This is a genomic window from Roseobacter sp. HKCCA0882 (assembly GCF_037805225.1).
In the GTDB taxonomy this organism is placed as follows: Bacteria; Pseudomonadota; Alphaproteobacteria; order Rhodobacterales; family Rhodobacteraceae; genus M30B80.
In genome coordinates, this window is sequence record NZ_JBBLYI010000002.1 from 482,319 (window position 1) to 508,586 (window position 26,268).

Genomic DNA, 26,268 nt, shown 5'->3' on the forward strand with positions numbered 1-26,268 from the left:
GTCGTTTCCTCCGTTAACCGAGCAAAATTGTTGTATCGTCTACGAAAGACGCGTTCGGAATGTGCAGGTTTTGCGGCGCGGGGCCTTTGCGGATACGGCCTGCCGTGTCGTAATGCGAACCATGGCAAGGGCAGAACCAACCGCCGAACTCGCCTGCGCCATCACCCAAGGGCACACAGCCCAAATGGGTGCAAACGCCCTGCATCACCAACCACTCGCCTGTGTTCTCACCCTCAGGGGTGGTTAGGCTGCGGTTTTCGTCATGCGCATCCGATCCTGCCGCGATGTTGGGGTTACGGCTATCGGTATCGACAAGGTCATTCATGTCAACAGCGCGCGCCGCTTCAATCTCATCCTGCGTGCGGCGGCGGATGAAAACGGGCTTGCCGAGGAACAGAACGGTCAGCTGCGTTCCTTCCTGCACACCCGAGACATCAACGCGCATCGTGGATGCGGCTTGAACGTCTGCCGAAGGGTTCATTTGATTGACCAGCGGCCAGACGGCGGCGCCGGTTACAACAGCACCTACACCGCCTGTCGCATAGTACAGAAAGTCGCGGCGTGTGCTGGACTGGTCTTCTGCGTGTGACACTGAAAGCGTCTCCCTTGTCAGCGACCCACCAAACGGGGCCAATTGAATCGAAGCCACAGGAATCCCCCGCAGCTTTTCTCGGGCTGTTTATGCAATGAAATGATAAGCGTCTAGCGGACAAACGCGCGCAGTTTGGCCGAAATGTCGCGGTTTGTGATGAATTTTCAACCTCTGCGCGAAAAACATGAAGGTTTCACACGAAAAAAATTTCGCAAAGCCCGCCTATTCCCCGAAGTTTAGGGACATTTTTCGGTGCAAAATACCCGATCCATCATCAAATTCGGGGCCTGTGGCGGTGAATCCCAAGCGCTCGTAAAAGGAAATCGCGCTCAATTGCGCGTCCAATTCCATCTGGTGTGGATCTGGTTCCGCGGAGATGTGGCGAATATGCGCCATCACAAACCGCATAAGTGCCGCACCATAGCCCGCGCCCCGCGCATCTGCGACAACTGCGATGCGTCCGATCCGCCACGCCTGCCCTGTGCGATAGAGCCGCCCTGTCGCGACAGCCCGCCCCGCCAAACGACCCAAAACATGAGTGGCTTTTGCGTCAATCGTATCAAATTCCTCTGAAAGCGGCACAGATTGCTCAACCACAAAGACAGCGCGGCGGATCTCGTAGCACAGATCCAAATCAGCCTGTGTTTGCACAAGGCTAAATTGGGGCGAAGCATTCATCCAACTGGGAATGTGTCTTTGAAAGAGGGACGCGCGCTTAAGCGATCAAAAAACGCAGTCAAGTTCGGGCGGGTCGCGCGCCAATCAAATTGGCCTTGGCGAAAATCAAGATAGCCCAAGCCCGCACCAACCGCGATTTGGCCCATATCAAGCGCCTGATCAAAACTCGGCACTTGGGTTTCGAAATAATCAAGCCCGCGCTCTACTTTGGCCCATTGGCCTTCATACCAAGGCTCATACCAATGTGTTTCGGGGCGGAAGCGTTTTTCATACACCATGGCCACCACAGCTTCGATCATACCATCTGCCGCCGCTTCGGTGGTCAGCACCTCCCAAAGGCGGCTTTCCGGGTAAAGCCCCGCTTGCGCATGTTGATCCAAAAAGCGGGTGATCACACGGCTGTCAAAAATCGGGCTATCGCCTTCGCGCAAAAGCACAGGAATACGTCCTGAAGGATTGGCGGCATTGAGATGGGCATCCCCGCCCATGGGTGAGGCTTTGACAGTTTCGAACATCACATCTGTCATACACGCCTCTTTGACCATCACAAGAACCTTCCGCACGAAGGGGGATGCAGCAGAGCCGAGAACCTGAAATTGCGCCATTTTTCTTGTCCCTTTGGGCTTAGATTAAACCAAATTCTTGAAACACGGCGGCATAGATGTCGCGCTTGAACGGCACAATCTGCACCAAAAGATCCTGCGCCCGCATCCATTGCCAATCGGAAAATTCAACATCCTGATAGCTGAGGTCAATCGCGTCATCCGGGGCGGTTAATTCAACCATAACCCAATGCTGCTTTTGTCCCCGAAATTTGCCGCCCCAACGATAGGGGATCACTTCTGGCGGCAGATCATAGGTCAACCAATCAGCGGTCTGCCTTAGAAACCGCGTTTGATCTTCTGAAATGCCAGTTTCCTCAAGCAATTCGCGGGCAGCGGCTTGGCGTGGGGTTTCGTCCGCATCAATACCGCCCTGCGGCATTTGCCATGCAGGTTTGTCCATATCCACGCGCGTGCCCGCGAAAACACCACCCGCGGCATTGACCATCACAATGCCAACACAGGGCCGATAGGGCAGCGCAGCGATATCAGCAGGCGACAGCGCCGCGCTCATCGGGCGTTTGGCCCCAAGGCGTTTAGCCCCGTCAGAATATCAATCGCATAGGCCAGTTGATAATCCTGATTGCGCAGGCGTGCAGTTTCCTCGGCAATGGCTTGCTCCTCATCGCGAAGACGCTGCTCATCTTCGGTCAGGGTGGTGTTGCGCAAGGCACCGCGCAAATCGGCTTCGGAACGGGTGAACCGATCTTCGGTTGGCGCATCCTCAACAGGGTCGCGCTGTTCCACCAGAATATCAGGGGCCACGCCCAATGCCTGAATCGAGCGGCCCGAAGGGGTGTAGTATAGCGCAGTGGTCAGTCGAATGGCCCCCTCGCCCTGCACAGGCATCACGGATTGCACCGACCCTTTGCCAAATGTGTTTGTGCCTACGACCACAGCGCGGCGATGATCTTGCAACGCGCCCGCCACGATCTCGGAGGCCGAGGCAGAGCCGCCATTGACCAAAACCACCATTGGCAATCCGTCAATCAAATCGCCCGCCGTTGCATTGTAGCGATCCCCATCCGCGCCATTGCGGCCACGGGTGGAAACGATTTCGCCCTGTTCCAAAAAGGCATCGGACACACGAATTGCTTGGGTCAATAGACCCCCAGGATTGTTGCGCAAATCAAGCACGACACCGTTCAGATTTTCGATCCCGCCAAGCTCTGTGATGACATCAGACAAACCCTCCTCCAAGTTGGGATAGGTTTGATCATTGAAGGTCGAGACGCGCAAAATCGCGGTGTTTCCCTCTAGGCGCGTGCGCACAGCGGTAAGACGGATGCGGTCGCGGATGATGGAGATGTCAAAAGGTTCATCAACCCCCTCCCGCACGACAGTGATGACAATCTCCGAACCAACAGGCCCACGCATCAGATCAACGGCTTCTTCCAATGTCAGGCCAAACAGTGCCTCACCATCCACATGGGTGATGAAATCACCCGCCTCAACACCCGCTTCCATTGCAGGGGTGTCATCCATTGGCGTGATGACGCGCACAAACCCGTCTTCTTGGGTCACTTCAATGCCTAACCCACCAAACTCGCCACGGGTCTGCACTTGCATCGAGTCGAAATCACGCGGCGGCAGATAGCTTGAATGCGGATCAAGCGAGGTCAGCATGCCATTGATTGCCGCTTCGATCAGCGCGGATTCATCGACCTCCTCAACGTAATTCGAGCGGATCCGCTCAAACACATCTCCAAACAAATCAAGCTGCTCGTAAACGCTGCGCTGCTCTTCCTGCTCTTGCGCCAAGAGCGGGGCGGCAAATTGGGATGCCAAGATGACCCCAGCAACCGCGCCCCCTAAGCCCGCAATAACCAGTTTCTTCATGTTCATCCGTCCTTTCCGACCGCATATCTGGCGCGGTGCACTTATTCCCAATCAAACCATGGTTGCGGATCAATCACGCCGCCATCCTGTCTCAATTCAATATAAATAGTTTCTGAAAGCGCAGCGCCAGTCTGATCTGGTGTCTCAGTGATCAAATCTGCGCGCGCGCTTGCGGCGCTTGGCATCATTCCCAAGGGTGCGCCCTGTGAAATCACGGCGCCCGCGCTCACATAAAGATCACCAAGCCCCGCAAGAATCATCAAAATTTCCCTTCAGGTTCAAGGATCACCACATTGCCATAGTCCAACAAAGGCCCCGCATAGCGCACTGTTCCAAACCGCGGGGATGTCACAAGTGCCGCAGGGGCCGTGGCTAATAACAAACCGGGGCGGCTGATGCCTGCCGCATCTTGGGCCTCGAACCCATTGAGCAACACCCCAAAAACGGGCAAAGGCACTGCGCCGCGTGAATCACTGAACCCGCGCATAGCGCTATCTTCGGGCGCAGGGGCTTGCGCCAATAAATCAAGAAACGCGTCCAATGTGTCGACCGCTTCGACAATCTGGCGCAATGCATCTTCACTCAGCGCAAAGCGATCAGGGGCTTCACGCCGTTCCGCCACTGCGGCGGCGAGACTGGCGCGGGCGGTTTACACTTCGGACAAAGCCGCCTCCATCTGCAGCACCGCACCCGATTGCAAACGGGACAAGGTGGCGATCTGTTCCAATTCCTGCCGCAACGCAATCGCTTCAGCGGCAAGCGCTGGGGTGACATCCGCAAGCACCATCCCCGCACGGGCCGAAGCAACGGGCCCATTGGGGTGCATCAAACCAACGGGGCTTGGCTCGGCTGCGATCCGCTGCATGGCCATAAGCAGCCCAGATAATTCGGCGCTCTCCGTATCCAAGCGCGATTCGATTGCCCTTTGTGCAAGCGCCGCACGGCGCACGGCCTCGCGCAGGGTCAATAAACCATGTTCATAACCCTTAATCGTCTGGGTCAGGGCCGCAATGCGATCACTGGCGCTCTGGGCATTGGCAAGGGCTGTGGCCGCGGCTTCTAATTCAAGGATAGCCGCTTCAGCCGCCTCGCTTGGGCCAATCTCCGCGTGCAGCGCCACAGGCGCGCAAATCAAAAACACCGACAAGAGAAGGCTAAAGCGCGCTTTCATCGCAACAGCGACTGCCCCGTCATTTCAGGCGGTTGCGGCAGGCCCATTAGGGAAAGAACAGTTGGCGCCAAATCCGCCAGTCGACCATCTGCAAGGCTTGTGCCTTCGGGCCCGCCATACACCACAACAGGCACGAGATTGACGGTATGTGCCGTATGAGGGCCACCTGTCACAGGGTCGATCATTGTTTCGCAATTGCCATGATCCGCCGTCACAATCATCGTACCGCCTTTACCCTCAAGGGCCGCCAAGGCCGCGCCAAGGCCCTGATCCACCGCCTCGCAAGCAGCTATTGCGGCGCCCAAATCCCCCGTATGGCCCACCATGTCAGGATTGGCGTAATTCACCACGATCAGGTCATACTCCGCATTAATCGCCGCAACCAAATTTTGGGTCACCTCGGCGGCACTCATCTCGGGTTGCAGATCATAGGTCGCCACTTTTGGCGAGAGCGGCATAAACCGATCCTCCCCCTCAGCCGCACTTTCTTGGCCGCCATTGAGAAAGAAGGTCACATGAGGATATTTCTCTGTTTCAGCAATTCGAAATTGACGCAAACCATGGGCCGCAACCCATTCACCGAGCGTGTTTTTCAATTCCTGCTTAGGAAAAACCACCTGCATATAGCGATCATGTTCGGTCGAATAATTCACCATCCCCAATCGCGCCGAGAGATCAGGGCGAGGGCCACGCACAAATCCTGTGAACTCAGGCGCGCAAATTGCGGCCAATATTTCGCGCGCCCGGTCAGCGCGGAAATTCACAAAAAACAGACCATCGCCTGCCGCCATGCCTGAATAGTCATCAATCACTGTTGCGGGCAGGAATTCATCGGTTTTCTCAACCCCATAGCCTTGATCAATCGCCGCCTGCGCGGACGGGGCTTTTGCGCCTTTGCCTTCGACCATTGCGCGATAGGCGGTCTCGACCCGTTCCCATCGATTGTCGCGATCCATCGCAAAATAGCGCCCCGTGACAGTTACGATGCGCGCGCGGTCGGGCAATCCCGCCTCAAGCCCCACGATCTGTTCTTTTGCAGATTTCGGGGCAACGTCCCGCCCATCGGTGATCGCATGGATCACCACCTCTAGCCCTGCATCTGCACAGGCCTGAACAGCAGCCAAAATATGCGCCTGATGGGCATGCACACCACCGGGGGAGGCAAGCCCTGCAATGTGAGCGCGTCCCTTCGCGGCTTTCACAGTCGCGATGAACTCTTGCAATGCTTGGTTGCGAAAGAAGGAGCCATCCTCGATCGCCAGATCAATTTGGCCCAAATCCATGGCCACCACGCGCCCTGCGCCGATATTGGTATGGCCCACCTCGGAATTTCCCATTTGCCCCGTTGGCAAGCCAACATCAGGGCCGAAGGTCACCAAGGTCGCATTGGGGCAGGTGGACATCAGCCGATCAAAGTTTGGGGTTTTGGCCTGCAACGGCGCGTTGCCTTCGGCTTCTGTGCCGATGCCCCACCCATCCAAAATGCACAAAATCACGGGTTTTTTCTGTGTATTCACGCGCATTTCGGTGCCTTTCTGCCAACCTGCCCTGTTTCTAGGATGGGTGGGGCAGAGAGGCAAGTTTCAACCTCAGGCGCAAAGACGGGGGGACGCTGCCCCATGCGCAATGCGGCCACTGCCGAGCGCGCTAAACTGCGTGCTTCGCGGATGGCAACATCCATGTCTAAATAGCGATAAGTGCCAAGCCGACCCGCAAAGCTGACGCCATGTTGACCCAAAGCTGCCGCGATATACCGCCCAAGCTGCGCCTTCTCGCGCGCAAGGCGCACAGGGCAATATGGGGTATCATTCGGCCCCGCCTCGAACGGATATTCACGGGTGATAACGCTGCCCTGCACCGCACGTTCAGGCGCGAAGTGGCGATGCTCGGTGATCCGTGTGCATGGCACATCTTGGGCGGGATAATTCATCACGGCAAGGGCTTGGACAGGGTCAAGCAGGCGCTCATGCTCAAACCGCAGACTGCGATAGGCCAAATGCCCGTGCTGATGCTTAAAATACGCATCAATCGGCCCAGTCCAAAACACATGATCAAATCCCCCACTATCCTGCGCCGTCACAGACTGACCCAAATGCAGTGCAATATTGGGATGAGCCAGCATCGCCGCGACAACCGCGCTATATCCTTCGGCAGGGATCGCTTGGATCGGGTGATTGAAATAATCTGCCCGCATCGTAAAACGAACAGGCAGTCGCGCAAAAACGGAAGCAGGCAGGGCACGCGCGGGGCGACCCCATTGTTTCTCGGTATAGGGTTTAAAAAACGCCTGATAGAGAGCGGGGCCAATCTGCGACAGGGCCGCCTCCTCAAAATTCTGTGGGTTTGAAATGGGGATACACTGCGCCGCGATAAAGCGGCGCGCCGCCTGTGGGGTAAAGTTGTGACCAAAGAATTGGTTGATCGTGGCAAGGGTGATTGGCAAGGGAAAGAACTGCCCGCGTAAAGACGCAGCCACCCGATGCCGATAGGGCATAAACGCCCCAAACCGCTGAATAAACGCCCAAGTTGCGAGGTCGGCCGTGTGAAAGATATGCGGCCCGTGACAATGCATCATGACCCCCGTCTCAGGGTCGATTTTTGTGGCACAATGCCCGCCCACATCATTGCGCGCTTCAATCACGGTAACCTTCAGCCCCGCCTCCGCACATTCAGGCGCAAGCGTGGCCCCTGAGAACCCTGCACCAACCACCAAAACGGGCATTCTGCGCCTCCATATTGCCGAGGGCAGAATGAGGGTCAGGGGTTAATGGGCCATGAATCAAAGAAAAGACCGTGCCGCCGATAATCCGCCAATCGCCAAATTGGGCTGCCGCCCCTCAAGGAGATCAGCCACAATCCGTCCCGTCACACCCGCCATAGTGAGGCCCAAATGCTGGTGGCCAAAGGCGTGGATAATCTTTGAGGAGCTTGGGCTTGGCCCAATAACAGGCAAGGCATCAGGCAAGGTAGGCCTGCATCCCATCCATATGGCATCAGGCGCGGGCAAATCGCCCCATAACTCGGCCCCTTTGCGCGCGATATAATCCAAACGGCGCGGGTTTTGTGGTGCGTTCAGGGCCGCAATCTCAACAGTTCCCGCCAAACGCAGACCTTGCGCCATAGGGGCGGTATAGAACCCACCCTCAACCCAACCCACGGGGCGCGTGGCATAATGGCCAAGATCTTTATATATCAGGTGATAGCCCCGTTCGGTTTGCAGGGGCAGATGCTCCGCACCGCCGCCTTTGATCTGCGCCGAATAGGCCCCTGCGGCCAGAACAACCCGCACCGCGGTGACATCATCCTGCCCAAGATGCACCCGCACTTGCGCGCCTTCATCGCTGAGTTCGGTCACCGCTTTGGCGATCGTCTGCCCGCCCAATTCTGTAAATTTCTGATGCAATCTTTGCGTCAAAAGCAGCGGATCGCGGATATGGCGCGCGAGCGGATAATAGACCCCACGCGCGGGTTGAAAGGCCAAGGCAGGTTCCATCGCATGAGCTTCGGCCCCGCTTAATTCCTCAAAGGGAATGCCTTGGTCGCGGCGAAACTTGAGGCCCGCCCGATCTGCATCGGCGGCAGTCGCGCTGCGCCAGACTGTCAATTGCCCATTTGCAATAATCAAATCCTCTGCCGTGGCGGCCTCAATCAGGGGGTTCAACCCCGCATCGGCATGGGCCAACAACGCCGCCAATTCCTGCGCAATCTGGCGGGATTTCGTAGCGCGACAATTGGCCAAGAATTTCATCATCCAGATCGGATGGCGCAGCGCATGACCCCAAGACAAAGCAAGCGGGCTGTCATTTGAAAACAGATAATAGGGCAGATTTGCAAAGACGGATGGGTCGTTGACGGGCAGGCAGGCATAGGTTGCTAAAGTGCAGGCATTGCCCGAACTCGCCCCTGATCCAACAGCAGCAGGATCAATCAAGGCCACCGATTGCCCACGCATCTGCGCCCAAAGCGCGCTGGCCACGCCCACCACACCCGCGCCAACAATAACGGCGTCAAAATGGGACCGGGGCGTGGACATAGGCCTACATGAACATCATGGCATTGTTGCGCAGGATGATCTCAAGCGCGTAGATCCCCAAGATCACAATCAGCGGTGCTAAATCTAGCCCACCCATTTGGGGTAAAACACGGCGAATGGGGCCATAAATCGGCTCAAGGAGGTTCGAAAGACCTTGCCAAATTTGATAGACCAAAGGCTGCCTAATGTTCAGCACACCGAAATTGATCAGCCAGCTCATGATAATATGGGCGATGATGATATAGGTCGCCACATTGAGCAGCAGCATTAAGATCATGAAGAGCGAAGTCACGGCAAAGGCCCCTTCCATCGGAAATCCCAGTTCGAATGATCTAAGCCCTGTCCAACCTAAGCGCAAGGGATCGGGCATTTTTGCCGATTTTTAAGCTGCTTTTACACCATTCTTTCGGATTCCCTTTGCCAAATCTAGAAAGCCCTCCACAGTAACGATAATAGAACGGCCATGGCGGGCAGGATGACCGAAAGTAAGAAACGCATCTATGGATGGTGGGCGTTTGACTGGGCAAGTCAGCCCTATAACACGCTGCTTCTGACCTTCATTTTCGCGCCCTATATCGCGCAAGTCTTAGGCGATGGCACCCGCGCCCAAAGCCTTTGGGGCTATAGCATCGGGGCGGCAGGCCTATTGATTGCCATCGCTGCGCCCATATTAGGCAAAATCGCAGATCAAACTGGGCGCAAATTGCCATTCATTTGGGTGTTTTCCGCCTTTTACGTCATCGGCGCATGGGGCTGTTGGTTTGCTGCACCCGATGGAATGCAAATCTGGGTGGTTTTGATCCTCTTTGCCCTCGGCCTTTTTGGGATGGAATGCGCCACGATTTTCACAAATGCGCTGATGCCTGACCTTGCCCCACGCGCGCAAATGGGGCGCATCTCTGGGACAGGGTGGGCCCTTGGGTATCTGGGCGGATTGGTGGCGATGATCCTGATGCTCGGATTTTTCGCCGAAAACGCCGAAACGGGGCGCACGCTTTTTGGCCTATCACCCGCTTTTGGTCTGGACGCCGCCGCGCGCGAAGGGACACGCGCCGTGGGGCCCTTTACCGCGCTTTGGTATGTGATCTTTATGATCCCCTTCTTTCTTTGGGTGCGAGAACCGCACAGGCCCAAGCCGCACTCTGGCCCAAGCCTTGGTCAAACCATGCGCCAAGCACTGCCCGAGCTTGCACGCTCGCTGAAATCCTTGCGCCATCATCCAAGCCTGCTGCGCTATCTGCTCTCATCTATGTTCTACCGCGATGCATTGAACGGTCTTTATGTCTTTGGCGGCATTTATGCGGCGGGTGTCTTGGGTTGGTCGATCACAGATATCGGAATTTTCGGGATTCTTGCCATCATCTCGGGGGCCGTTGCGGCATGGATAGGCGGCAAATGGGATGATCGTTTCGGGCCATACCAGATCATTTGGTGGTCAGTTCTCTGCCTAACCGGTCTATCTCTTCTCATCCCCTTTATCGGGCGCGATAGCCTATTTGGTCTTGCGCTTGCCGAAAGCTCAAACCTGCCAAGCCTGATGTTCTACCTGATCGGCATCGGCATTGGCGCGGCAGGTGGTATCGTGCAAAGCGCATCCCGCCATATGATGCTGCGCCAAGCGGATCCTGCCGCAATAACCGAGCATTTTGGCCTTTATGCCCTCGCAGGAAAGGCCACAGCTTTCCTCGCCCCATTTCTCATTGCGGTGATGACCTCCCTCACCAACAGTCAAAATTGGGGTGTAACACCGCTGATTATGCTATTCTTACTGGGGTTATGGTTGTTGCGCGGGGTGAATGCCGATCCGCGGCAGCATGAATAGGGGAAATCGGGCCATGCGCAAATATATCACCTCTATAGGTTTGTGTCTCATCGCCATTACGGCCTGCGCCCCAAGCGCACCGCCTGTGGCCAATGATCTGCCGCAGGTGACACTCTCAAGTGCCGATCTGAGCCGCGAAGCACGGCTTGTCTTTGGCAATCTGCCAACGCCCACCACAACAACCGCAAATGTGTTCGGCGCCTATGCAGGCGGATGCGTGGCAGGGGCCGTGCAACTGGCCGAAACAGGGCCGACATGGCAGGCAATGCGCCTGTCGCGCAATCGCAACTGGGCCCACCCTGACACAGTGACGTTCGTCCAAGACCTAAGCTTAAGAATGGCGGCTGCAACCTCTTGGAGCGGTCTATATATTGGCGATATGAGCCAACCGCGCGGCGGGCCTATGCTGTCAGGCCATGCCAGCCATCAATCGGGGCTTGATGCGGATATCTGGCTCTTGCCCGCGCGCAATCTGAACCTATCCCAAGCCGCGCGTGAAAACCTGTCCTCTATTTCGATGCAGGCGCAACGCGGGGCAGCCGTGAATGAAAATTGGACGGAGGAACACGCCACGCTGATCCGCCTTGCCGCCAGTGATCCGCGCGTGTCGCGCATTTTCGTCTTTCCAGCCGCAAAGGTCTGGATGTGCGAAAATGAGACAGGGGATCGCAGCTATCTGCGGAAAGTCCGGCCGTGGTTTGGCCATCACTACCATATCCATTTGCGCCTAAACTGCCCGCTTGGCGCAAGCGATTGCGAGGCGCAAGATGCGCCTCCTGTGGGGGATGGCTGCGCGGATGCGCAGGCTTGGGTCAACAATATTTTGAACCCGCCGCCCCCTGACCCCGATGCGCCTGATCCCGCACCACGCCGCGCCCTGAGGCTTGGTGATTTGCCTGCGCAATGTCAGGCAATCAGTCAGTTGTAGCGCCCAAAACCTTAACGGCCTGGAATGCCGCCGCGCCGTCCTGATAGGGGCCATGTTTCGATGACGTCTAACGCCTCTTCCGCGGTTTCCACGAAGCGGAAGAGGTCGAGATCCTCAGGTGAAATTGTGCCGATCTCGACCAGCATTTCCCAATCGACAAGGCGCGTCCAATAATCTCGGCCAAACAGCAGCACGGGCACCTGCTCCATTCGCCCTGTTTGGATCAAGGTCAGGCTTTCGAACAGCTCATCCATCGTGCCAAAACCGCCTGGAAAAATCGCAAGCGCACGCGCGCGCAGCAGGAAATGCATTTTGCGAATGGCAAAATAGTGAAAATTAAAGCTCAACTCAGGTGTGACATAAGCATTAGGGGCCTGCTCGTGGGGCAGCACGATATTAAGCCCAACAGAAACACCGCCCGCCTCATGCGCGCCGCGATTGCCCGCCTCCATCACGCCCGGGCCACCGCCCGTGACAATGACATTCTCACCGCGCGCACCGCGCTGGGTGATTTGATAGGCAAAACGGCGGGCCTCCTCGTAATAACGAGCCATTGCCGCAATCGCGGGGGGTTTGCCGTCTGTGGCGTCAGGCGCAGGAATGCGCGCACCGCCAAACAGAACAATGGTTGACCGAATGCCTTCTGCATCCATCCCCATTTCGGTCTTTAAAAGCTCAAGCTGAAGGCGCACAGGGCGCAGCGCGTCCTGACACAGAAAATCTGGGTCTGCGAAGGCAAGCCTATAGGCGGGACTTTGGGTTTGCGGCGTGTCTGGCGTGCGGTCGGCTTCGCGCAGATCCAAACCTGCATCCCGCATCAGATGTTTCTTGCTGCCCATTGCTTGTCTCCCCCTGTTCTGGCCATATTTATCTCATACCAATATTCGCACCATGCGGCCAGAGGGCGGCGCGTTGCGCAAAGCCCCCCTTGGCGCTATAGCGCCTGTCAAACAGCCCGAGCTAAGGATAAAGCGTATGACCGATATTCAGAAACTGGAAACGGCGATTGAAGCCGCGTGGGACGCGCGCGACAGCATCACGCCTGCAACCACTGGCGAAACCCGTGATGCAATTGAAGAAACCCTCAGCACCCTCGACAAAGGCAGCTTGCGCGTTGCAGAGCGCGGGGGCGATGGCACATGGCATGTCAATCAATGGGCAAAGAAAGCCGTTCTTTTGAGCTTCCGTCTGAAGGACATGGAAATGCAGTCGGGCAGCCCTCAAGGCGGCAGTTGGTGGGATAAGGTCGACAGCAAGTGGAAGGACTGGTCAGACAGCGATTGGAAATCCGCAGGCTTCCGTGCAGTTCCAAATTGTATTGTGCGCAGGTCTGCCTATATCGCGCCGGGCGTTGTTCTGATGCCGTCCTTCGTAAACCTTGGCGCCTATGTCGACAGCGGCACGATGGTTGATACATGGGCCACGGTCGGGTCTTGCGCGCAGATCGGCAAGAATGTCCATCTGTCGGGCGGCGTAGGTATTGGCGGCGTTTTGGAGCCAATGCAGGCAGGCCCCACCATCATCGAAGATAACTGCTTTATCGGCGCGCGCTCCGAGGTAGTCGAGGGCGTGATCGTGCGTGAAGGCTCGGTTCTAGGGATGGGCGTCTTCATCGGCCAATCCACCAAGATCGTGGATCGCGAAACAGGCGAAGTCTTTTACGGCGAGGTTCCACCTTATTCGGTGGTTGTTGCAGGCTCTATGCCCTCAAAGAACGGGATCAACCTCTACTGTGCTGTCATCGTAAAACGCGTTGATGAGAAAACCCGCTCTAAAACGGGTATCAACGAGCTGCTGCGGGACTAAATCGTGAAGTAGGTATCACATTCAAAACGGGTCGCAGGTGCGGCCCGTTTTTTTGTGGCAATTGTTAACGATGCGGCAACAAAATCGGCAGGATTACGGCAAATCACGGAAATTACGCCCAAATTTGCCTTTTTGCCCTCAACACTCCCTCATAATTCCCGCCTTTAGTCCGTTCTTTTCCCCAATAGCGCCCCATTTGGAAACGATGCTGCGAGGGAAGTCGAACAATGCCCAAAGGACGAAAGATGGACAGATTGACCGAAATGGAAGCCTTCGCCATGGTTATGAACCAAGGTGGCTTCACCGATGCGGCGCGCAAGATGGGTATCTCGAAATCCGCCGTGTCCAAGCATATTTCATCGCTCGAATCCCGTTTAGGTGCGCGGCTATTAAATCGCACTACCCGCCGCGTCAGCCCGACCGAGATCGGTCTGGCCTATTGTGACCGCGCCTGTCGCGTTCTCAATGATGCGGGCGATGCAGATGCGATGGTCTCCTCTATGCAGTCTGCACCATCGGGGCTGTTACGCGTGACCGTCCCCACTGATTTTGGGTCTGGTCACCTCTCGCCCCTCATTGGCGGTTTCCTCAAAGCCTATCCGCAAGTGTCCGTGAGCATGGTTTTGGAGAATCGTCATGTAGAACTGATTTCAGAGGGGTTTGATGTCGCTATTCGCATGGGTGAGATGGAGGACAGCACACTCAAAGCCCGCCGTATCTGTGACACCACAATGCGCATGATTGGATCCCCTGCCTATTTCGCGGCACATGGTCATCCCGAACGGATTGAAGACCTCAATGAACATCGCTTGCTGCACTTCTCGAATGAAGCGCAGGGAAATGTTTGGAAACTCTTGGCCCCATCAGGGGAGCGGCGTTTTGTGCGCTCCACAGGCGCATTGACCGTCAATGACGGGCAAGCCTTGTTGAAAGCGGCAATCGGCGGTTTTGGTATCGCCTTTTTGCCAAGCTTCCTCTTTGGCGAGGCGCTGCGGGCAGGCGAAGTGGAAGAAGCGATGCCACATCTGCCGATGGAAATACAAAGCTTGCACGCAGTTTACCCACCTGGGCGCTATACACAGCCCAAATTGCGCGCCTTCATTGATTTTCTGGTTGATCAGTTCAAAGACAAAGGCCCAATGGATTGGTGATCAATCTCTCAGGCATCTTCGGGGTGAATTCGATAGTGATAAGCACTGACCACCTCGAAGCCCATGGATTGATAAAGCCCATTTGCCGCTTGATTGGCCTTGGTCGTCACAAGTGTTAGCCAATTCGCCCCTTCCGCCTTCGCCCAATGCGCCATATGCCACATAACACGCCGCCCCACGCCCTGACGGCGGGCCGATTGGGCGGTTTCGACCGCGTGCAGCATGGCGATATCTCCATCGCAGGCGATAAAGCCAGTCGCGGCAATGCGATCCTGCTGTCGCGCAAAAACTGTGGTTTTCGAGGCGCACGCCCGCGACATGACGTCTAAGCGCGCGGGCCCTATCCCGCCATCAGCCCAAATTGCCGCTTGCGCGGCCAAGGGCGGCCAAAGGGCAAAGCATTCAGACAGCGCAGGCAGATCCCGCCCGCGCAGATCCATCGCGTAAAACCATACAGGATCTTTGATTTGATAGCCACGCGCCCCAAGGGCGGCATCCAAAGCGGATTGGCTTTCGCGAATAATAAATAAGCGCGGCTGCCCCATAGCCTGCATGCGGGCCTCGGCCTTGTTGAGCGTTGCCTCATCGGGGGAATCTTGGCCGTCCCAACTGGCCGCAGATACACGACTGCCGCCGCCTGCCCCCTCACGAAAAGTCAAAAGCCCATCAGTTTGGTAAGTTTTGGCGGGCCAAGTGGCATCTAACGCCATAAACAAACGGCCCTCATCAGGCAGCAAGTCGGAACAGACCGCGCCCATATCAAACGCCCTGCGGAAAAGCGCGCGCCATCTCTGCAATAGCACGTTGAAGCATCCCCTCATCGGCACTGCGCAGCACGATATTTGCCCCATACACCCCGTTCAATTGATAGGGGTAAGAGCCGATTGAAACATCGGGAAATTGGGCAGCAATTTCGCCCAAAGGCCCCGCAATGTCACCTTCGCCCATCTCTAGGCGGATGCTGTGGCTGATCAAGGGCGCGCCACCTGTCAAGCGCGGCATGACCGAAGCCACCATCGCCTGAAAGACCGAAGGCACCCCCGCCATCACATAGACATTTTCGATCTGAAATCCGGGTGCGGTGGAGACGGGATTGTCGATCAAAGCCGCGCCATCGGGAATGCGCGCCATGCGCAGGCGGGCCTCGTTCAACTCTTGCCCGCGGGCATCATAATGGGCTTGCAACAACGCCCGCGCATCCGCCCGCACATCAATATGCACGCCAAAAGCCGCTGCAACCGCATCAGCGGTGATGTCGTCATGAGTTGGCCCAATACCGCCCGAAGTAAACACATGATCATAAGACCCGCGCAGCGCATTGAGGGCCTCTACAATACCCGCATGATCATCAGAGACGATGCGCACCTCTTTCAGCGTAATCCCTTTTGCGGTCAATTCATTGGCCAAATGGTGCATATTCGAATCGCGTGTGCGTCCTGATAGAATTTCATCCCCGATCACCAACATCGCTGCGGTTGGTTGTGCCATTTTGAGAACCCCCCACTTGTCATGCACCCTGCCTGCGGTATAGGCCAAGCCCTGTCATGCCGCAACGCGTCATCGCGTGGCGGGCTTGGCTAGAATTCAAGCGCCAAAAACCGTAATCTAGCGCGAGATGACAGGAGCAGATGTTTTGGACGATTTCAAAGGCCGCGTGACCAAAGACGGAATTCGCATTCACGATGATGCAGGCTTTGCTGGGATGCATGCAGCGGGCGCATTGGCCGCGCGCATTCTTGACGACATCGCGCCCAAGGTAGAGCCAGGTGTCACGACCGAAGCCTTAGATCAAGCGATTGAGGATATGGTCAACGCGGCAGGCGCGAAATCAGCAACCATCGGATATCGTGGGTATAAACACGCAAGCTGTATCTCGGTGAACCATGTGGTCTGCCACGGCATCCCCAGCCCCAAAACCCTTAAGGATGGGGACATCCTGAACATTGATGTAACCGTCATCGTGGATGGCTGGTTTGGCGACACAAGCCGCATGTATGTGGCCGGCAATCTGAACCGCAAAGCAGAACGGCTGATCCAAGTGACCCATGACGCCCTCTTCAAAGGGATTGAGATCGTACGTCCTGGGGCCACGTTTGGGGATATTGGCCATGCGATTCAAACCTATGTCGAAGCCAATCGCATGAGCGTGGTGCGTGATTTCTGTGGTCATGGGTTGGGTCAGGTCTTTCACGCACCGCCAAATGTTCTTCATTATGGCCGCGCGGGCACAGGCCCCGTCTTGGAAGAGGGGATGTTCTTCACCATTGAGCCCATGGTGAACCTTGGCCGTCCCGAAACCAAAGTTTTGGCAGATGAATGGACAGCTGTGACACGGGATAAATCCCTCTCCGCACAGTTTGAACATTCGATTGGCGTGACCGCGGACGGGTTTGAAATTTTCACCCTGTCACCCTCTGGGAAATTCCACCCCACTTGGCGCTGACGCGTTTAATCGCTGATTAACCATTCTGATGGATGGTGCGGGCATGACAAAGCCCGAGTTGACCCTTGCCCATAGCCGCACCGTGCCCCTGCCGAAATTGCGCAGGGTTGCGGTTGATGCCGCACAGCATGATCTTCTCGCGCGGCTATTGGCGGCGGCGGCTCCAAACGCACCCTCTGCGCGGATGGCGGCCACGCTGTTACGACAACATGGCAGCCTTGCACGCGTTCTTTGCGCCAGTGACCAACGCCTGAAATCCGTCAGCCATATGACCGAAGATACGATTGCCCATTTACGCCTAACGCAGGCTGTGGCGGAAACGATTACCCGCAAACAGCTTGATGACCGCCCGATCTTGGGCTCATGGCAAACGGTGATGGATTATTGCCGCGCAACCATGGCGCACCGTGATGTTGGGGAGGTGCGGGTTTTCTACCTTAACCGCAAAAACCACCTCATCGCCGATGAGCAGCACAGCCGCGGCACCGTGGATCACGCGCCCTTCTATCCCCGCGAAGTTATCAAGCGCGCGCTTGAGATGAGCGCCTCGGCACTAGTGGTGGTTCATAATCATCCGTCAGGCGACCCGACCCCAAGCACAGGCGATATTGCCCTGACCCGACAGTTGGGCGAGGCAAGCAAAATGATGGGTCTGACCCCGCATGACCACATCATCATCACGCCAAGCGGCGAGGTTAGCTTTCGCGCGGAGGGTCTGATTTAAAATTAGGCCAAACGCCCGTGACAATGCTTGAACTTCTTTCCCGATCCACAGGGGCAGGCATCATTGCGGCCAAGATTGCCCCATGTTTCAGGACGCGTCTCATCAAAGCCTGTATCATCACCGCTTGCTTTCGCTTCAGCCTCATCCGCGGCTTTCAAGGCGGCTTGCTGCTGCGCTGCGGCCTGTGCCTGCAATTGACGGATCAATTCTGCCTGCTGCTCGGGGCTGAGCGGTTGGATGCGGCCAAGTTTCTGCGTCACTTCCTGACGAAGCCCATCCAACAGGCCCTCGAACAATTGAAACGCCTCGGATTTATATTCGTTCAAAGGATCACGCTGCGCATAACCACGGAATGCCACGACCGAACGCAAATGTTCCAATTTCAATAGGTGATCGCGCCATTTCTGGTCGATTGTCTGCAACAATACCTGTTTTTCAATATTGCGCATCTGCTCGGCACCAAAAGCAGTGGCTTTGTCATTCATGAATTTATCGGCGGCTTCCTCAAGCCGTTCAATCACCACATCCTGATCCACGCCATCTTCTTCGGCCCATGCTGGGATCGGAGGATCGAGTGACAATGTCTCGCGGCAAGCCTGGGCCATCGCCTCAACATCCCACTGATCTGCATAGGATCGCGGCGGCATATAGGTGTCGACCATATCAGTGATCACCTCATAGCGCATATCCTTGACGATATCCTCGATATCATCGGAGGCCATAATGTCCATGCGCTGGCCAAAGATGACTTTGCGCTGTTCATTCATCACATCATCGAATTTCAGCAACTGCTTGCGGATGTCGAAGTTGCGCCCTTCAACCTTGGCCTGCGCGCGCTCCAAGGATTTGTTGACCCAAGGATGCACAATTGCCTCACCCTCGGCCAGACCGAGCGTGGTCAACATCTTTTCAAGACGTTCTGACCCAAAAATCCGCATCAGATCATCTTCGAGCGATAGGTAAAACGCTGAACGACCCGGATCGCCCTGACGGCCCGAACGACCGCGCAACTGGTTGTCGATACGGCGGCTTTCATGACGCTCTGTTGCCAGAACATACAGACCACCTGCGGCCTTCACGGCCTCTTCATCGGCTTTGTGGGTTTCTTCAATTTCAGCGCGCAGTTTTTCAGGGTCAGCATCAGGATTTGCGGCGATGGCATCCATCACCTTCAACTCGACATTGCCGCCCAGTTTAATATCGGTGCCGCGCCCCGCCATATTGGTCGCAATAGTGATCGCGCCCAATTTGCCCGCATCTGCCACAATCTGCGCTTCCTGCTCATGCTGACGCGCGTTCAAAACATTATGCGGCAACTTTGCCTTGGTCAAAAGGCCGCTCAGCATCTCGGATTTCTCAATCGAGGTTGTGCCGACCAAAACAGGTTGGCCCTTTTCATGCGCTTCGCGGATCGACTCTACGATGGCCTTATATTTCTCGGCGGCGGTGCGATAGACTTGATCATGGTCATCAATCCGCGCCACAGGGCGGTTGGTTGGAACCTCAACAACGCCAAGTTTGTAAATTTCAAAAAATTCTTCGGCCTCAGTTGCCGCTGTGCCCGTCATGCCACCCAATTTTTTGTAGAGGCGGAAGTAATTTTGGAATGTCACCGAAGCCAAGGTCACATTCTCAGGTTGGATCGCAACGCCTTCCTTGGCTTCGATGGCCTGATGCAGACCATCAGACAGGCGCCGACCTGGCATCATACGGCCCGTGAATTCATCGACCAAGACCACCTCGTCACCGCGCAACAGATAATCGCGATCTTTTAGATACACCTTATGCGCCCGCAACGCGCAGGTCGCGTGATGCACAAGCGATGTGCTTTCAGGGTCATAGAGGCTTTGCCCTTCAGGCAAGAGGCCCGCTTCGGCAAGGCGCTGCTCAAGAAAGTCATTGCCTTCCTCGGTCAAGGTCGCGTTTCGCGTTTTCTCGTCCAGCGTGTAGTGATCTTCGGTCAGCTCAGGGATCACCTTGTCAATCGCCACATAAAGATCGGAACGATCTTGAGATGGGCCAGAAATGATCAATGGCGTGCGCGCCTCATCGATGAGGATCGAGTCGACCTCGTCCACAATCGCGAAATTGTGACCGCGTTGCGCCATCTCAGGCAGCGACCCGCGCATATTGTCACGCAAATAATCAAACCCAAGCTCATTATTGGTCGCATAGGTGATGTCGGCGGCATAAGCCTCGCGCTTTTCAGCTTCGGGCTGGCGCGGGTAAACCACGCCCGTTGTCATGCCAAGCGCGGCGAAAACCTTGCTCATCCATTCCGCATCTCGCCGTGCAAGATAATCGTTCACAGTGACAACATGCACGCCTTCGCCACTCAGAGCGTTGAGATAGGCGGGAAAGGTCGCAACCAAAGTTTTCCCTTCGCCTGTCTTCATCTCGGCAATATTCCCTTGGTGAAGGAAAATGCCGCCCATCAACTGCACATCAAAGGCGCGTAAACCCAAAGCGCGCTTGGCGGCTTCGCGGCAATTGGCAAAGGCCTCGGGCAATAGCGCATCAAGGCTCTCACCATTGGCGTGGCGCTGACGAAATTCTTCAGTTTTTGCTATCAGCCCTGCATCATCGAGGGCGACAAACTCAGGCTCAAGTGCGTTGATCTTTGCAATAAGCGGCCTTTGCGCTTTGACCAATCGATCATTTGAACTGCCAAAAATCTTCTTTGCGATAGATCCAAGCCCAAGCATGCAAAACGCCTTATGTCAGAATTGATCCACGCGATGGCAGACCCAAAAGAATGTGATCTCCGCTCGGGTTGTTTGCATCCGCGCGGCGGTCTAGAAGACCCATCAAGGAAGCTGTGCCAACGTCCCCAACCGCAATGGGACATAAGCGCCCGCTTTTGGCCTGTCAACGTGGGCGCGAAGGATTACGCCCGTAATAAAAGGACTGTTCTATGAAACGCCTGCTTGTCTCCGCCGCAATTTCCCTCTCCCTCGCAGCCCCAGTGGCGGCGCAAGACGCCAGCACAGTCTTGGCAACGGTCAACGGCACCGACATCACTTTGGGTCATTTGATTGCAATGCGCGCGATGCTGCCCGCGCAATATCAAGAATTGCCAGACGAGGTTCTCTATAATGGAATGTTGGATCAGCTGATCCAACAGGAGGTTGTCGCAGACTCGCTGCGCGGCTCGGAAGACGCGCGCACAAAACTGACCATGGAAAACGAAGATCGTGCGTTTTTGGCCAGTGTCGCCATTGATGCGATTGCCTTTGACACAATCGCAGATGCGGATGTCCAAGCCCTCTATGACGCAAATTTCGTGGATACAGGCGGTGATCAGGAATGGAATGCAAGCCATATTCTGGTCGCAACCGAAGAAGAGGCGCAAAGCCTGATTGACCAATTGAATGATGGCGCTGATTTTGTTGCTTTGGCGCAAGAATTCTCAACAGGCCCCTCTGGCCCAAATGGCGGCGCTTTGGGGTGGTTCGGCACGGGCATGATGGTGCCAGAATTTGAAACTGCCGTAGCAGGCCTAGAGGCGGGGGAAATTTCCGCGCCTGTCCAAACCCAATTTGGTTGGCACGTTGTGAAACTGAACGAGTCGCGCATCAGTGCGCCCCCCGCGCTAGAAGATGTGCGCGCCGATCTTGAGGAAGAACTGCGCCGTCAGCGCGTTGACGCCTATCTTGCGGAATTGACCGAAGCGGCCGAGATCGCGCGGCCAGAGGTTGAGATTGACATGAGCCTCATCCGCAACATTGATCTTTTGACACAGTAACCCCTCTCACATAGGCCCGATCATGGCAAAAGCCCCGCTTCCTGTCTCCCCCCTCGCCCCAAAAGGTGGGTTTCCTGCATTGCCCCGCATTGATGGGGTGCGCTTTGCCAGTGGCGCGGCGGGGGTGCGGTATCAAAACCGCACCGATGTCATGTTGGTCGAGATTTGTGCAGGGGCGTCAGTCGCAGGTGTCTTTACCCGATCCTCCACGCGCTCCGCACCTGTCCTCGATTGTGAGCGCAAGTTGGCCGCTTTGGGGAAAAGCAGTGATCAAGGCTTTGGAATTGTTGTAAATTCTGGAAATTCCAACGCCTTTACAGGCCGCGCAGGCGATCAAACGGTCGAGGCGGTAACCGCCGAGGCGGGCCGTGTTTTGGGTATTCCTGCCACTCATGTGTTCAGCGCGTCAACGGGGGTGATTGGTGAGCCCTTCGCCCCCGAAAAAATTACGCATATCTTGGCGGAATTGGCGGGCAAACTGGATGCTGACGGGGCAGATGGTGCGGCGCGGGCGATTATGACCACCGACACTTTCCCCAAAGGCGCGACAGAAACCCTGACCCTCTCGGGCCATGAGGTGAAAATCGCGGGCTTTGCCAAAGGCTCGGGCATGATCGCGCCAGATATGGCCACAATGTTGGCCTATGTCTTTACCGATGCCGCGATTTCGCGTGGCGCGCTGCAATCCATGTTATCGCAAGCCACCAAACGCAGCTTTAACGCGGTGACAGTGGACAGCGACACCTCAACCTCGGACAGTTTGATGGTGGCCGCGACAGGCAAGGCAGGCAATCCCCAGATTGCCGATTTGGACAGCACAGATGCAAAGGCGTTTTATGCGGCCCTTGAGGCGGTTCTCAAAGACCTTGCCTTGCAATTGGTGCGCGATGGGGAAGGCGCAACCAAACTGATTGAAGTGCAGGTCACAGGCGCGGCAAATGACGCGGATGCAGATCGTGTTGCCCGCGCGATTGCCAACAGCCCACTTGTGAAAACCGCGGCGGCAGGCGAGGACCCAAATTGGGGTCGTGTTGTCATGGCGGTCGGCAAATCTGGCGCAGTCGCAGATCGTGACCGCCTGACCATCAAGTTCGGTGATATTTTGGTGGCCGAAAATGGCTGGGTCAGCCCCGATTACAGAGAAGAGCAAGGGGCCGCCTATATGAAACAGCAGGAATTGCGCATCGCCGTAGATATGGGCCTTGGCATGGGGGCGGCCACAGTTTGGACCTGCGACCTGACCCATGGCTATATCAGAATCAATGCGGATTATCGCTCATGAAAACGGTGCTTGTCTCTGCAGCGGCGTTGATTGATGGCGAGGGCCGTGTGCTTTTGACGCAACGGCCTGAGGGGAAATCCATGGCCGGTCTTTGGGAGTTTCCGGGCGGTAAGGTTGAAGAGGGCGAAACCCCCGAGGCTGCCTTGATCCGAGAATTGCACGAGGAATTGGGCATTGAAACGTGGCAAAGCTGCCTTGCGCCGTTATGCTTTGCCAGCCACAGCTACGAGAAATTCCATCTGCTTATGCCGCTTTTTGCCTGCCGCAAATGGGGCGGTATCCCGCAATCGCGCGAAGGGCAGGCGCTGAAATGGGTACGCGCAAAAGATTTGCGCGACTACCCGATGCCACCTGCAGATATCCCTTTGATTCCGATCCTGCGCGACTGGCTTTAGCCGCCAATCCACCCTTTGAGGTGATCCTGCGCGACAGCAACCAATGCCTTGATATGCGCGTCATCATCGTTGAGGCAGGGGATATAGGTAAACTGCTCGCCGCCTGCCTCTTCAAAGCTTTCGTGGATTTCTTCGTTGATCTCTTCCAAAGTCTCGATGCAATCGGCCGAGAATGCAGGGGCAATCACCGCAATCTTTTTCTTGCCCGCTTCGGCCAACCGCGCCACTTCTTCGACTGTGTAGGGCTTGAGCCACTCTTCGGGGCCAAAACGGCTTTGGAATGTCGTGACAATCTCACCGTCAGACCAACCCAAACGCTCTTTCAGCAGGCGTGAGGTTTTTTGGCACTGGCAATGATAGGGATCGCCCTCCATCAAATAACGCTTGGGGACGCCGTGATAGGAGGCCACCAAGACATCGGGGCGGTCTTCAATCTTTGCGTAGGACCGCTCAACCGACTGCGCCAAAGCCTCAATATAGAGCGGATGCTCGTAATAGGCCTCGACTGTGCGCACGGTCGGTTGCCATTTGATATCCGTCAGTGCGCGAAAGAATTGGTCGCAAGCTGTGGCCGAAGTCGCGCCCGCATATTGAGGATAAAGGGGGAAAAACAAGATTTTCGTGCAACCTTTTGCAACCATTTCATCCACTTTGGATTTGGTCGATGGGTTGCCATACCGCATACAGAAATCCACCTCGACCTGATCGCCATAAAGCGCCGCCATTTCAGACTTAATCTTTGCGGTCTGATCTTTGGTAATGGTCATCAGCGGGCTTTCGCCCTGCTCTTCATTCCAAATAGATTTATAAGCCGCCCCCGAAGAAAACGGACGCTTGGTCAAAATCACCAATTGCAAAAGCGGTTGCCAAATCCACGGGCTGTAATCAATCACGCGGCGATCTGAGAGGAATTCGTTCAAATAGCGGCGCATTGACCAGTAATCATAATGATCTGGCGTGCCCAAATTTGCCAAAAGCACACCAATCTTGCCGAACTTCACCTTTGGGTGATCAGCGGGTGCGTGGGGCATAGCAGCTTCGGTCGCGTTTTGCATCATATTCATCTTTTATCGCACTTCTTTCTTCAGCCTGACTAACCCAGACAACAAAAAACGGCCACCCTTTTACGACCCGTTTTCCACAGGTCGGGCGGTTTCATCAAATTCGGTCACGCCAAGCGCGTCTGCCAATCTCGCCTGCGCCGAACCAGGTCGAAGCGGCTTTTGTTGACTTGCATCTGGTTTCCATCCTGAAAGGAATACGATCTCAACAGTGGATCGGATGCGATTTTCTTCGAATGGATAAGTTTTTTTGTAAATTTCATCGGCGCACGTGAATAAATCACGCGGGGGGGCGGCGCGGTGACGCGCGTCAAGCACATTGGTTTCCCCCATATCGCGCAAATCGCCAATCAGGTGAAAAATATCTCGATAACTGATGGTTTTGCGCAATGTATCGGCCACAGGCAGAGCAAAACCCGCACGCCCCAAGAGCCCGCCCATATCACGCAAGTCCCCCATCGGGGCCACGCGCGGCGACAAGCCGCCCATTACAGCAATTTCGGCTTGGCGCAGAACATCTCGCAATTCGGTCAGGCTTTCACCGCCAAAAAACACCCCGAGAAACAGCCCATCAGGTTTCAGCGCACGGGCCGCTTGCACAAGTTGCCCCACGGGATCATCGGCCCAATGCAACGCCATCGCGTGGATCACCAGATCATGGGCCCCTTCGGTCAAGCCCAAGTCATCTTGGGGCAGAACGCGAGGGGCTTCGGGCATAAAATCTGCCCAATACGCCACAAAAGGCGCGATCAAAACGGGCGCGGTAAAGCGCCTGTTAACGTCTGCCAGTCTTTCTTCAAGCTCAAGCTTGACCTCGTCATGCAAGAACCCAGCCCGATCCAATCGCGCACGGGCGCGGGCACGGGCCAAGGCCTGCGGGTCGGTCAATTTTGGCGGAAGGGGTTCAGTCACGACTATGGTCTCAGGCTTTTTGAAAACTTAGAGGGGTTATGTAAGTGTTCGCGTCCCGTTTGCAAATCCTTGATCGGGCCAAAACATGGGCCTTTCCACCTGATTGCCTGCGCTGCGGTGACAGGGTTGAAATCCCTTATGGTCTTTGTGGCCCCTGTTGGGCGGAGGCTCAATTTATTGGCAAATCCTGCTGTCACGCCTGCGGCGATGAATTGATTGGCGAGGAGGCTGCGCCGAGTGATCTCTGTGATGCATGTCTCATGCGCCCGCCGCCATGGGATGCAGGCCGCGCCGTGCTGCGATATGAGGGGACAGGACGCGCGCTTGTGCTTGCGCTCAAACATGGCGACCGCGCCGATATTTGCCGTGCGGCCAGTTCTTGGATGGCCGAGAAGGCGCAAGAGTGGCTTGGTCAAAACCCACTTCTGGTTCCCATCTCCCTACACACGTTGCGTTTGCTGCAGCGGCGGTTCAATCAATCCGCTCTCCTCGCGCAGCATATCTGTAGAACGCCCCAGTTCCGTGAACACGCAATCACCTGCCTGCCTGATGCGTTATATCGTCTGCGCAGAACGGCCTCCCAAGATGGGCTGGGCGCGGAAGCCCGTTTTGCCAATTTAGACGAGGCGCGGGCCCTAACCCCGCGCCATAGTGAAAGGTTGCGGGGACGGGCGGTCATTTTGATTGATGATGTGATGACCTCAGGCGCGACCCTTTGGTCTTCAACCCACGCCTTGCGCTTGGGCGGCGCAGGGACGATATATGTGCTGGTTATGGCCCGCGCGACAAAAGCAGCGTAGCAGATAGGAGACAGGCAGATGGCACAGATTGAAATCTACACAAGCCCACTTTGCGGCTATTGCCACGCTGCCAAACGCCTTTTGGCAAGCAAGGATGTCAGCTTTGTCGAGACTGATGTCAGCCGTGACCCAAAACTGCGCCAAGATATGATGGCACGCGCCCATGGTCGTCACACTGTGCCGCAGATTTTTATCAGTGACCAACACATAGGCGGTTATGATGATCTCGCGGCACTTGAGCGTCAGGGCAAGCTTGATCCATTGCTTTCTGCGTAAATTTCTAG

Annotated in this window: 29 protein-coding genes; 11 read left to right on the forward strand and 18 right to left on the reverse strand. The window is 56.0% G+C overall.

The features are described from left to right. Positions 1-13: 13 nt before the first annotated feature. The 12 genes from petA to AAC622_RS10715 form a co-directional block, all read right to left on the reverse strand. A complete protein-coding gene (petA, locus tag AAC622_RS10660) occupies positions 14-592 on the reverse strand; it encodes a ubiquinol-cytochrome c reductase iron-sulfur subunit (RefSeq protein WP_317656923.1) in 579 nt (192 codons plus the stop codon). Positions 593-814: 222 nt separating this feature from the next. Continuing rightward, positions 815-1,270 (reverse strand): GNAT family N-acetyltransferase, encoded by a 456-nt coding sequence (locus tag AAC622_RS10665; protein WP_340262400.1) that lies wholly within the window; start codon positions 1,268-1,270, stop codon positions 815-817. Then, on the reverse strand, positions 1,267-1,875 hold the full coding sequence (locus tag AAC622_RS10670; protein WP_340262402.1) for a glutathione S-transferase family protein: 609 nt from the start codon (positions 1,873-1,875) through the stop codon (positions 1,267-1,269). The genes AAC622_RS10665 and AAC622_RS10670 overlap by 4 nt, the downstream gene beginning before the upstream one ends. Positions 1,876-1,894: 19 nt before the next feature. Then, on the reverse strand, positions 1,895-2,386 hold the full coding sequence (locus AAC622_RS10675; protein WP_340262404.1) for an RNA pyrophosphohydrolase: 492 nt from the start codon (positions 2,384-2,386) through the stop codon (positions 1,895-1,897). Continuing rightward, the gene (locus tag AAC622_RS10680; RefSeq protein ID WP_340262405.1) at positions 2,383-3,711 is read right to left on the reverse strand and encodes a S41 family peptidase; all 1,329 of its coding nucleotides are present in this window, start codon (positions 3,709-3,711) and stop codon (positions 2,383-2,385) included. Before AAC622_RS10680 ends, AAC622_RS10675 begins: the two co-directional genes overlap by 4 nt. 41 nt (positions 3,712-3,752) lie before the next feature. Continuing rightward, positions 3,753-3,971 carry a hypothetical protein gene (locus tag AAC622_RS10685; protein ID WP_340262406.1) on the reverse strand — a complete coding sequence of 73 codons (219 nt, stop codon included), beginning with the start codon at positions 3,969-3,971 and terminating at the stop codon, positions 3,753-3,755. Then, positions 3,971-4,333 (reverse strand): hypothetical protein, encoded by a 363-nt coding sequence (locus AAC622_RS10690; RefSeq protein ID WP_340262407.1) that lies wholly within the window; start codon positions 4,331-4,333, stop codon positions 3,971-3,973. Before AAC622_RS10690 ends, AAC622_RS10685 begins: the two co-directional genes overlap by 1 nt. Positions 4,334-4,360: 27 nt before the next feature. Beyond that, positions 4,361-4,882 carry a hypothetical protein gene (locus tag AAC622_RS10695; RefSeq protein ID WP_340262408.1) on the reverse strand — a complete coding sequence of 174 codons (522 nt, stop codon included), beginning with the start codon at positions 4,880-4,882 and terminating at the stop codon, positions 4,361-4,363. Beyond that, positions 4,879-6,405, reverse strand: a complete 1,527-nt coding sequence (gene gpmI, locus AAC622_RS10700) for a 2,3-bisphosphoglycerate-independent phosphoglycerate mutase (RefSeq protein ID WP_340262409.1) — start codon at positions 6,403-6,405, stop codon at positions 4,879-4,881. The genes AAC622_RS10695 and gpmI overlap by 4 nt, the downstream gene beginning before the upstream one ends. Continuing rightward, complete coding sequence (locus AAC622_RS10705; RefSeq protein ID WP_340262410.1) at positions 6,396-7,604, reverse strand: UDP-galactopyranose/dTDP-fucopyranose mutase family protein; 1,209 nt, start codon at positions 7,602-7,604, stop codon at positions 6,396-6,398. Before AAC622_RS10705 ends, gpmI begins: the two co-directional genes overlap by 10 nt. A gap of 57 nt (positions 7,605-7,661) precedes the next feature. Further along, a complete protein-coding gene (locus AAC622_RS10710) occupies positions 7,662-8,915 on the reverse strand; it encodes an NAD(P)/FAD-dependent oxidoreductase (RefSeq protein WP_340262411.1) in 1,254 nt (417 codons plus the stop codon). Positions 8,916-8,919: 4 nt separating this feature from the next. Then, complete coding sequence (locus tag AAC622_RS10715; protein ID WP_317657298.1) at positions 8,920-9,207, reverse strand: YggT family protein; 288 nt, start codon at positions 9,205-9,207, stop codon at positions 8,920-8,922. A gap of 183 nt (positions 9,208-9,390) precedes the next feature. Here AAC622_RS10715 and AAC622_RS10720 point away from each other — a divergent pair, with 183 nt between their 5' ends. Both AAC622_RS10720 and mepA read left to right on the forward strand, forming a co-directional pair. Beyond that, positions 9,391-10,737, forward strand: a complete 1,347-nt coding sequence (locus AAC622_RS10720) for an MFS transporter (protein ID WP_340262412.1) — start codon at positions 9,391-9,393, stop codon at positions 10,735-10,737. Between the two features lie 13 nt (positions 10,738-10,750). Beyond that, positions 10,751-11,665: a penicillin-insensitive murein endopeptidase gene (mepA, locus tag AAC622_RS10725; protein ID WP_340262413.1), complete on the forward strand. Its 915-nt coding sequence runs from the start codon at positions 10,751-10,753 to the stop codon at positions 11,663-11,665. A gap of 11 nt (positions 11,666-11,676) precedes the next feature. Here the strand turns inward: mepA and AAC622_RS10730 are convergent, their stop codons facing one another. Beyond that, positions 11,677-12,504, reverse strand: coding sequence for an LOG family protein (locus tag AAC622_RS10730; RefSeq protein WP_445322623.1), 828 nt, complete (start codon positions 12,502-12,504; stop codon positions 11,677-11,679). Positions 12,505-12,640: 136 nt separating this feature from the next. Here AAC622_RS10730 and dapD point away from each other — a divergent pair, with 136 nt between their 5' ends. Both dapD and AAC622_RS10740 read left to right on the forward strand, forming a co-directional pair. Further along, entirely contained in the window at positions 12,641-13,471 is an 831-nt protein-coding gene (gene dapD, locus AAC622_RS10735; RefSeq protein ID WP_340262414.1) for a 2,3,4,5-tetrahydropyridine-2,6-dicarboxylate N-succinyltransferase, read from the forward strand. A gap of 245 nt (positions 13,472-13,716) precedes the next feature. Continuing rightward, positions 13,717-14,622, forward strand: a complete 906-nt coding sequence (locus AAC622_RS10740) for a LysR family transcriptional regulator (RefSeq protein WP_340262415.1) — start codon at positions 13,717-13,719, stop codon at positions 14,620-14,622. An 8-nt stretch (positions 14,623-14,630) separates the two neighbouring features. Here AAC622_RS10740 and AAC622_RS10745 read toward each other — a convergent pair whose 3' ends face one another. Next, positions 14,631-15,380 (reverse strand): GNAT family N-acetyltransferase, encoded by a 750-nt coding sequence (locus AAC622_RS10745; protein WP_340262416.1) that lies wholly within the window; start codon positions 15,378-15,380, stop codon positions 14,631-14,633. A 1-nt stretch (position 15,381) separates the two neighbouring features. Next, entirely contained in the window at positions 15,382-16,110 is a 729-nt protein-coding gene (locus AAC622_RS10750) for a competence/damage-inducible protein A (RefSeq protein ID WP_340253211.1), read from the reverse strand. Between the two features lie 127 nt (positions 16,111-16,237). On the opposite strand from AAC622_RS10750, the gene map reads away from it, so the two are divergent. Together map and AAC622_RS10760 are read left to right on the forward strand one after the other, a co-directional pair. Further along, positions 16,238-17,065 carry a type I methionyl aminopeptidase gene (map, locus tag AAC622_RS10755; protein ID WP_340262417.1) on the forward strand — a complete coding sequence of 276 codons (828 nt, stop codon included), beginning with the start codon at positions 16,238-16,240 and terminating at the stop codon, positions 17,063-17,065. 43 nt (positions 17,066-17,108) lie between these two features. After that, on the forward strand, positions 17,109-17,789 hold the full coding sequence (locus tag AAC622_RS10760; protein WP_340262418.1) for a JAB domain-containing protein: 681 nt from the start codon (positions 17,109-17,111) through the stop codon (positions 17,787-17,789). Positions 17,790-17,791: 2 nt separating this feature from the next. Here AAC622_RS10760 and secA read toward each other — a convergent pair whose 3' ends face one another. Beyond that, on the reverse strand, positions 17,792-20,494 hold the full coding sequence (gene secA, locus AAC622_RS10765; RefSeq protein WP_340262419.1) for a preprotein translocase subunit SecA: 2,703 nt from the start codon (positions 20,492-20,494) through the stop codon (positions 17,792-17,794). A gap of 209 nt (positions 20,495-20,703) precedes the next feature. Between secA and AAC622_RS10770 the strand changes: the two genes are divergently transcribed. Genes AAC622_RS10770 through mutT form a run of 3 tightly spaced genes read left to right on the forward strand, consistent with a single transcriptional unit; the run spans position 20,704 to position 23,211 of the window. After that, positions 20,704-21,534: a peptidylprolyl isomerase gene (locus AAC622_RS10770; RefSeq protein ID WP_340262420.1), complete on the forward strand. Its 831-nt coding sequence runs from the start codon at positions 20,704-20,706 to the stop codon at positions 21,532-21,534. 22 nt (positions 21,535-21,556) lie between these two features. Then, positions 21,557-22,816 (forward strand): bifunctional glutamate N-acetyltransferase/amino-acid acetyltransferase ArgJ, encoded by a 1,260-nt coding sequence (argJ, locus tag AAC622_RS10775; protein WP_340262421.1) that lies wholly within the window; start codon positions 21,557-21,559, stop codon positions 22,814-22,816. Then, a complete protein-coding gene (gene mutT, locus AAC622_RS10780; protein ID WP_340262422.1) occupies positions 22,813-23,211 on the forward strand; it encodes an 8-oxo-dGTP diphosphatase MutT in 399 nt (132 codons plus the stop codon). The genes argJ and mutT overlap by 4 nt, the downstream gene beginning before the upstream one ends. On the opposite strand, the gene hemH is transcribed toward mutT, so the two are convergent. Continuing rightward, positions 23,208-24,269: a ferrochelatase gene (gene hemH, locus AAC622_RS10785; RefSeq protein WP_340263047.1), complete on the reverse strand. Its 1,062-nt coding sequence runs from the start codon at positions 24,267-24,269 to the stop codon at positions 23,208-23,210. The genes mutT and hemH overlap by 4 nt on opposite strands. A 66-nt stretch (positions 24,270-24,335) precedes the next feature. Then, positions 24,336-25,184 (reverse strand): methyltransferase domain-containing protein, encoded by an 849-nt coding sequence (locus tag AAC622_RS10790; RefSeq protein WP_340262423.1) that lies wholly within the window; start codon positions 25,182-25,184, stop codon positions 24,336-24,338. Between the two features lie 44 nt (positions 25,185-25,228). Between AAC622_RS10790 and AAC622_RS10795 the strand changes: the two genes are divergently transcribed. Then, positions 25,229-25,984, forward strand: a complete 756-nt coding sequence (locus AAC622_RS10795; RefSeq protein WP_340262424.1) for a ComF family protein — start codon at positions 25,229-25,231, stop codon at positions 25,982-25,984. A gap of 18 nt (positions 25,985-26,002) precedes the next feature. Further along, positions 26,003-26,260 carry a glutaredoxin 3 gene (gene grxC, locus AAC622_RS10800; RefSeq protein WP_340262425.1) on the forward strand — a complete coding sequence of 86 codons (258 nt, stop codon included), beginning with the start codon at positions 26,003-26,005 and terminating at the stop codon, positions 26,258-26,260. Positions 26,261-26,268: the final 8 nt, after the last annotated feature.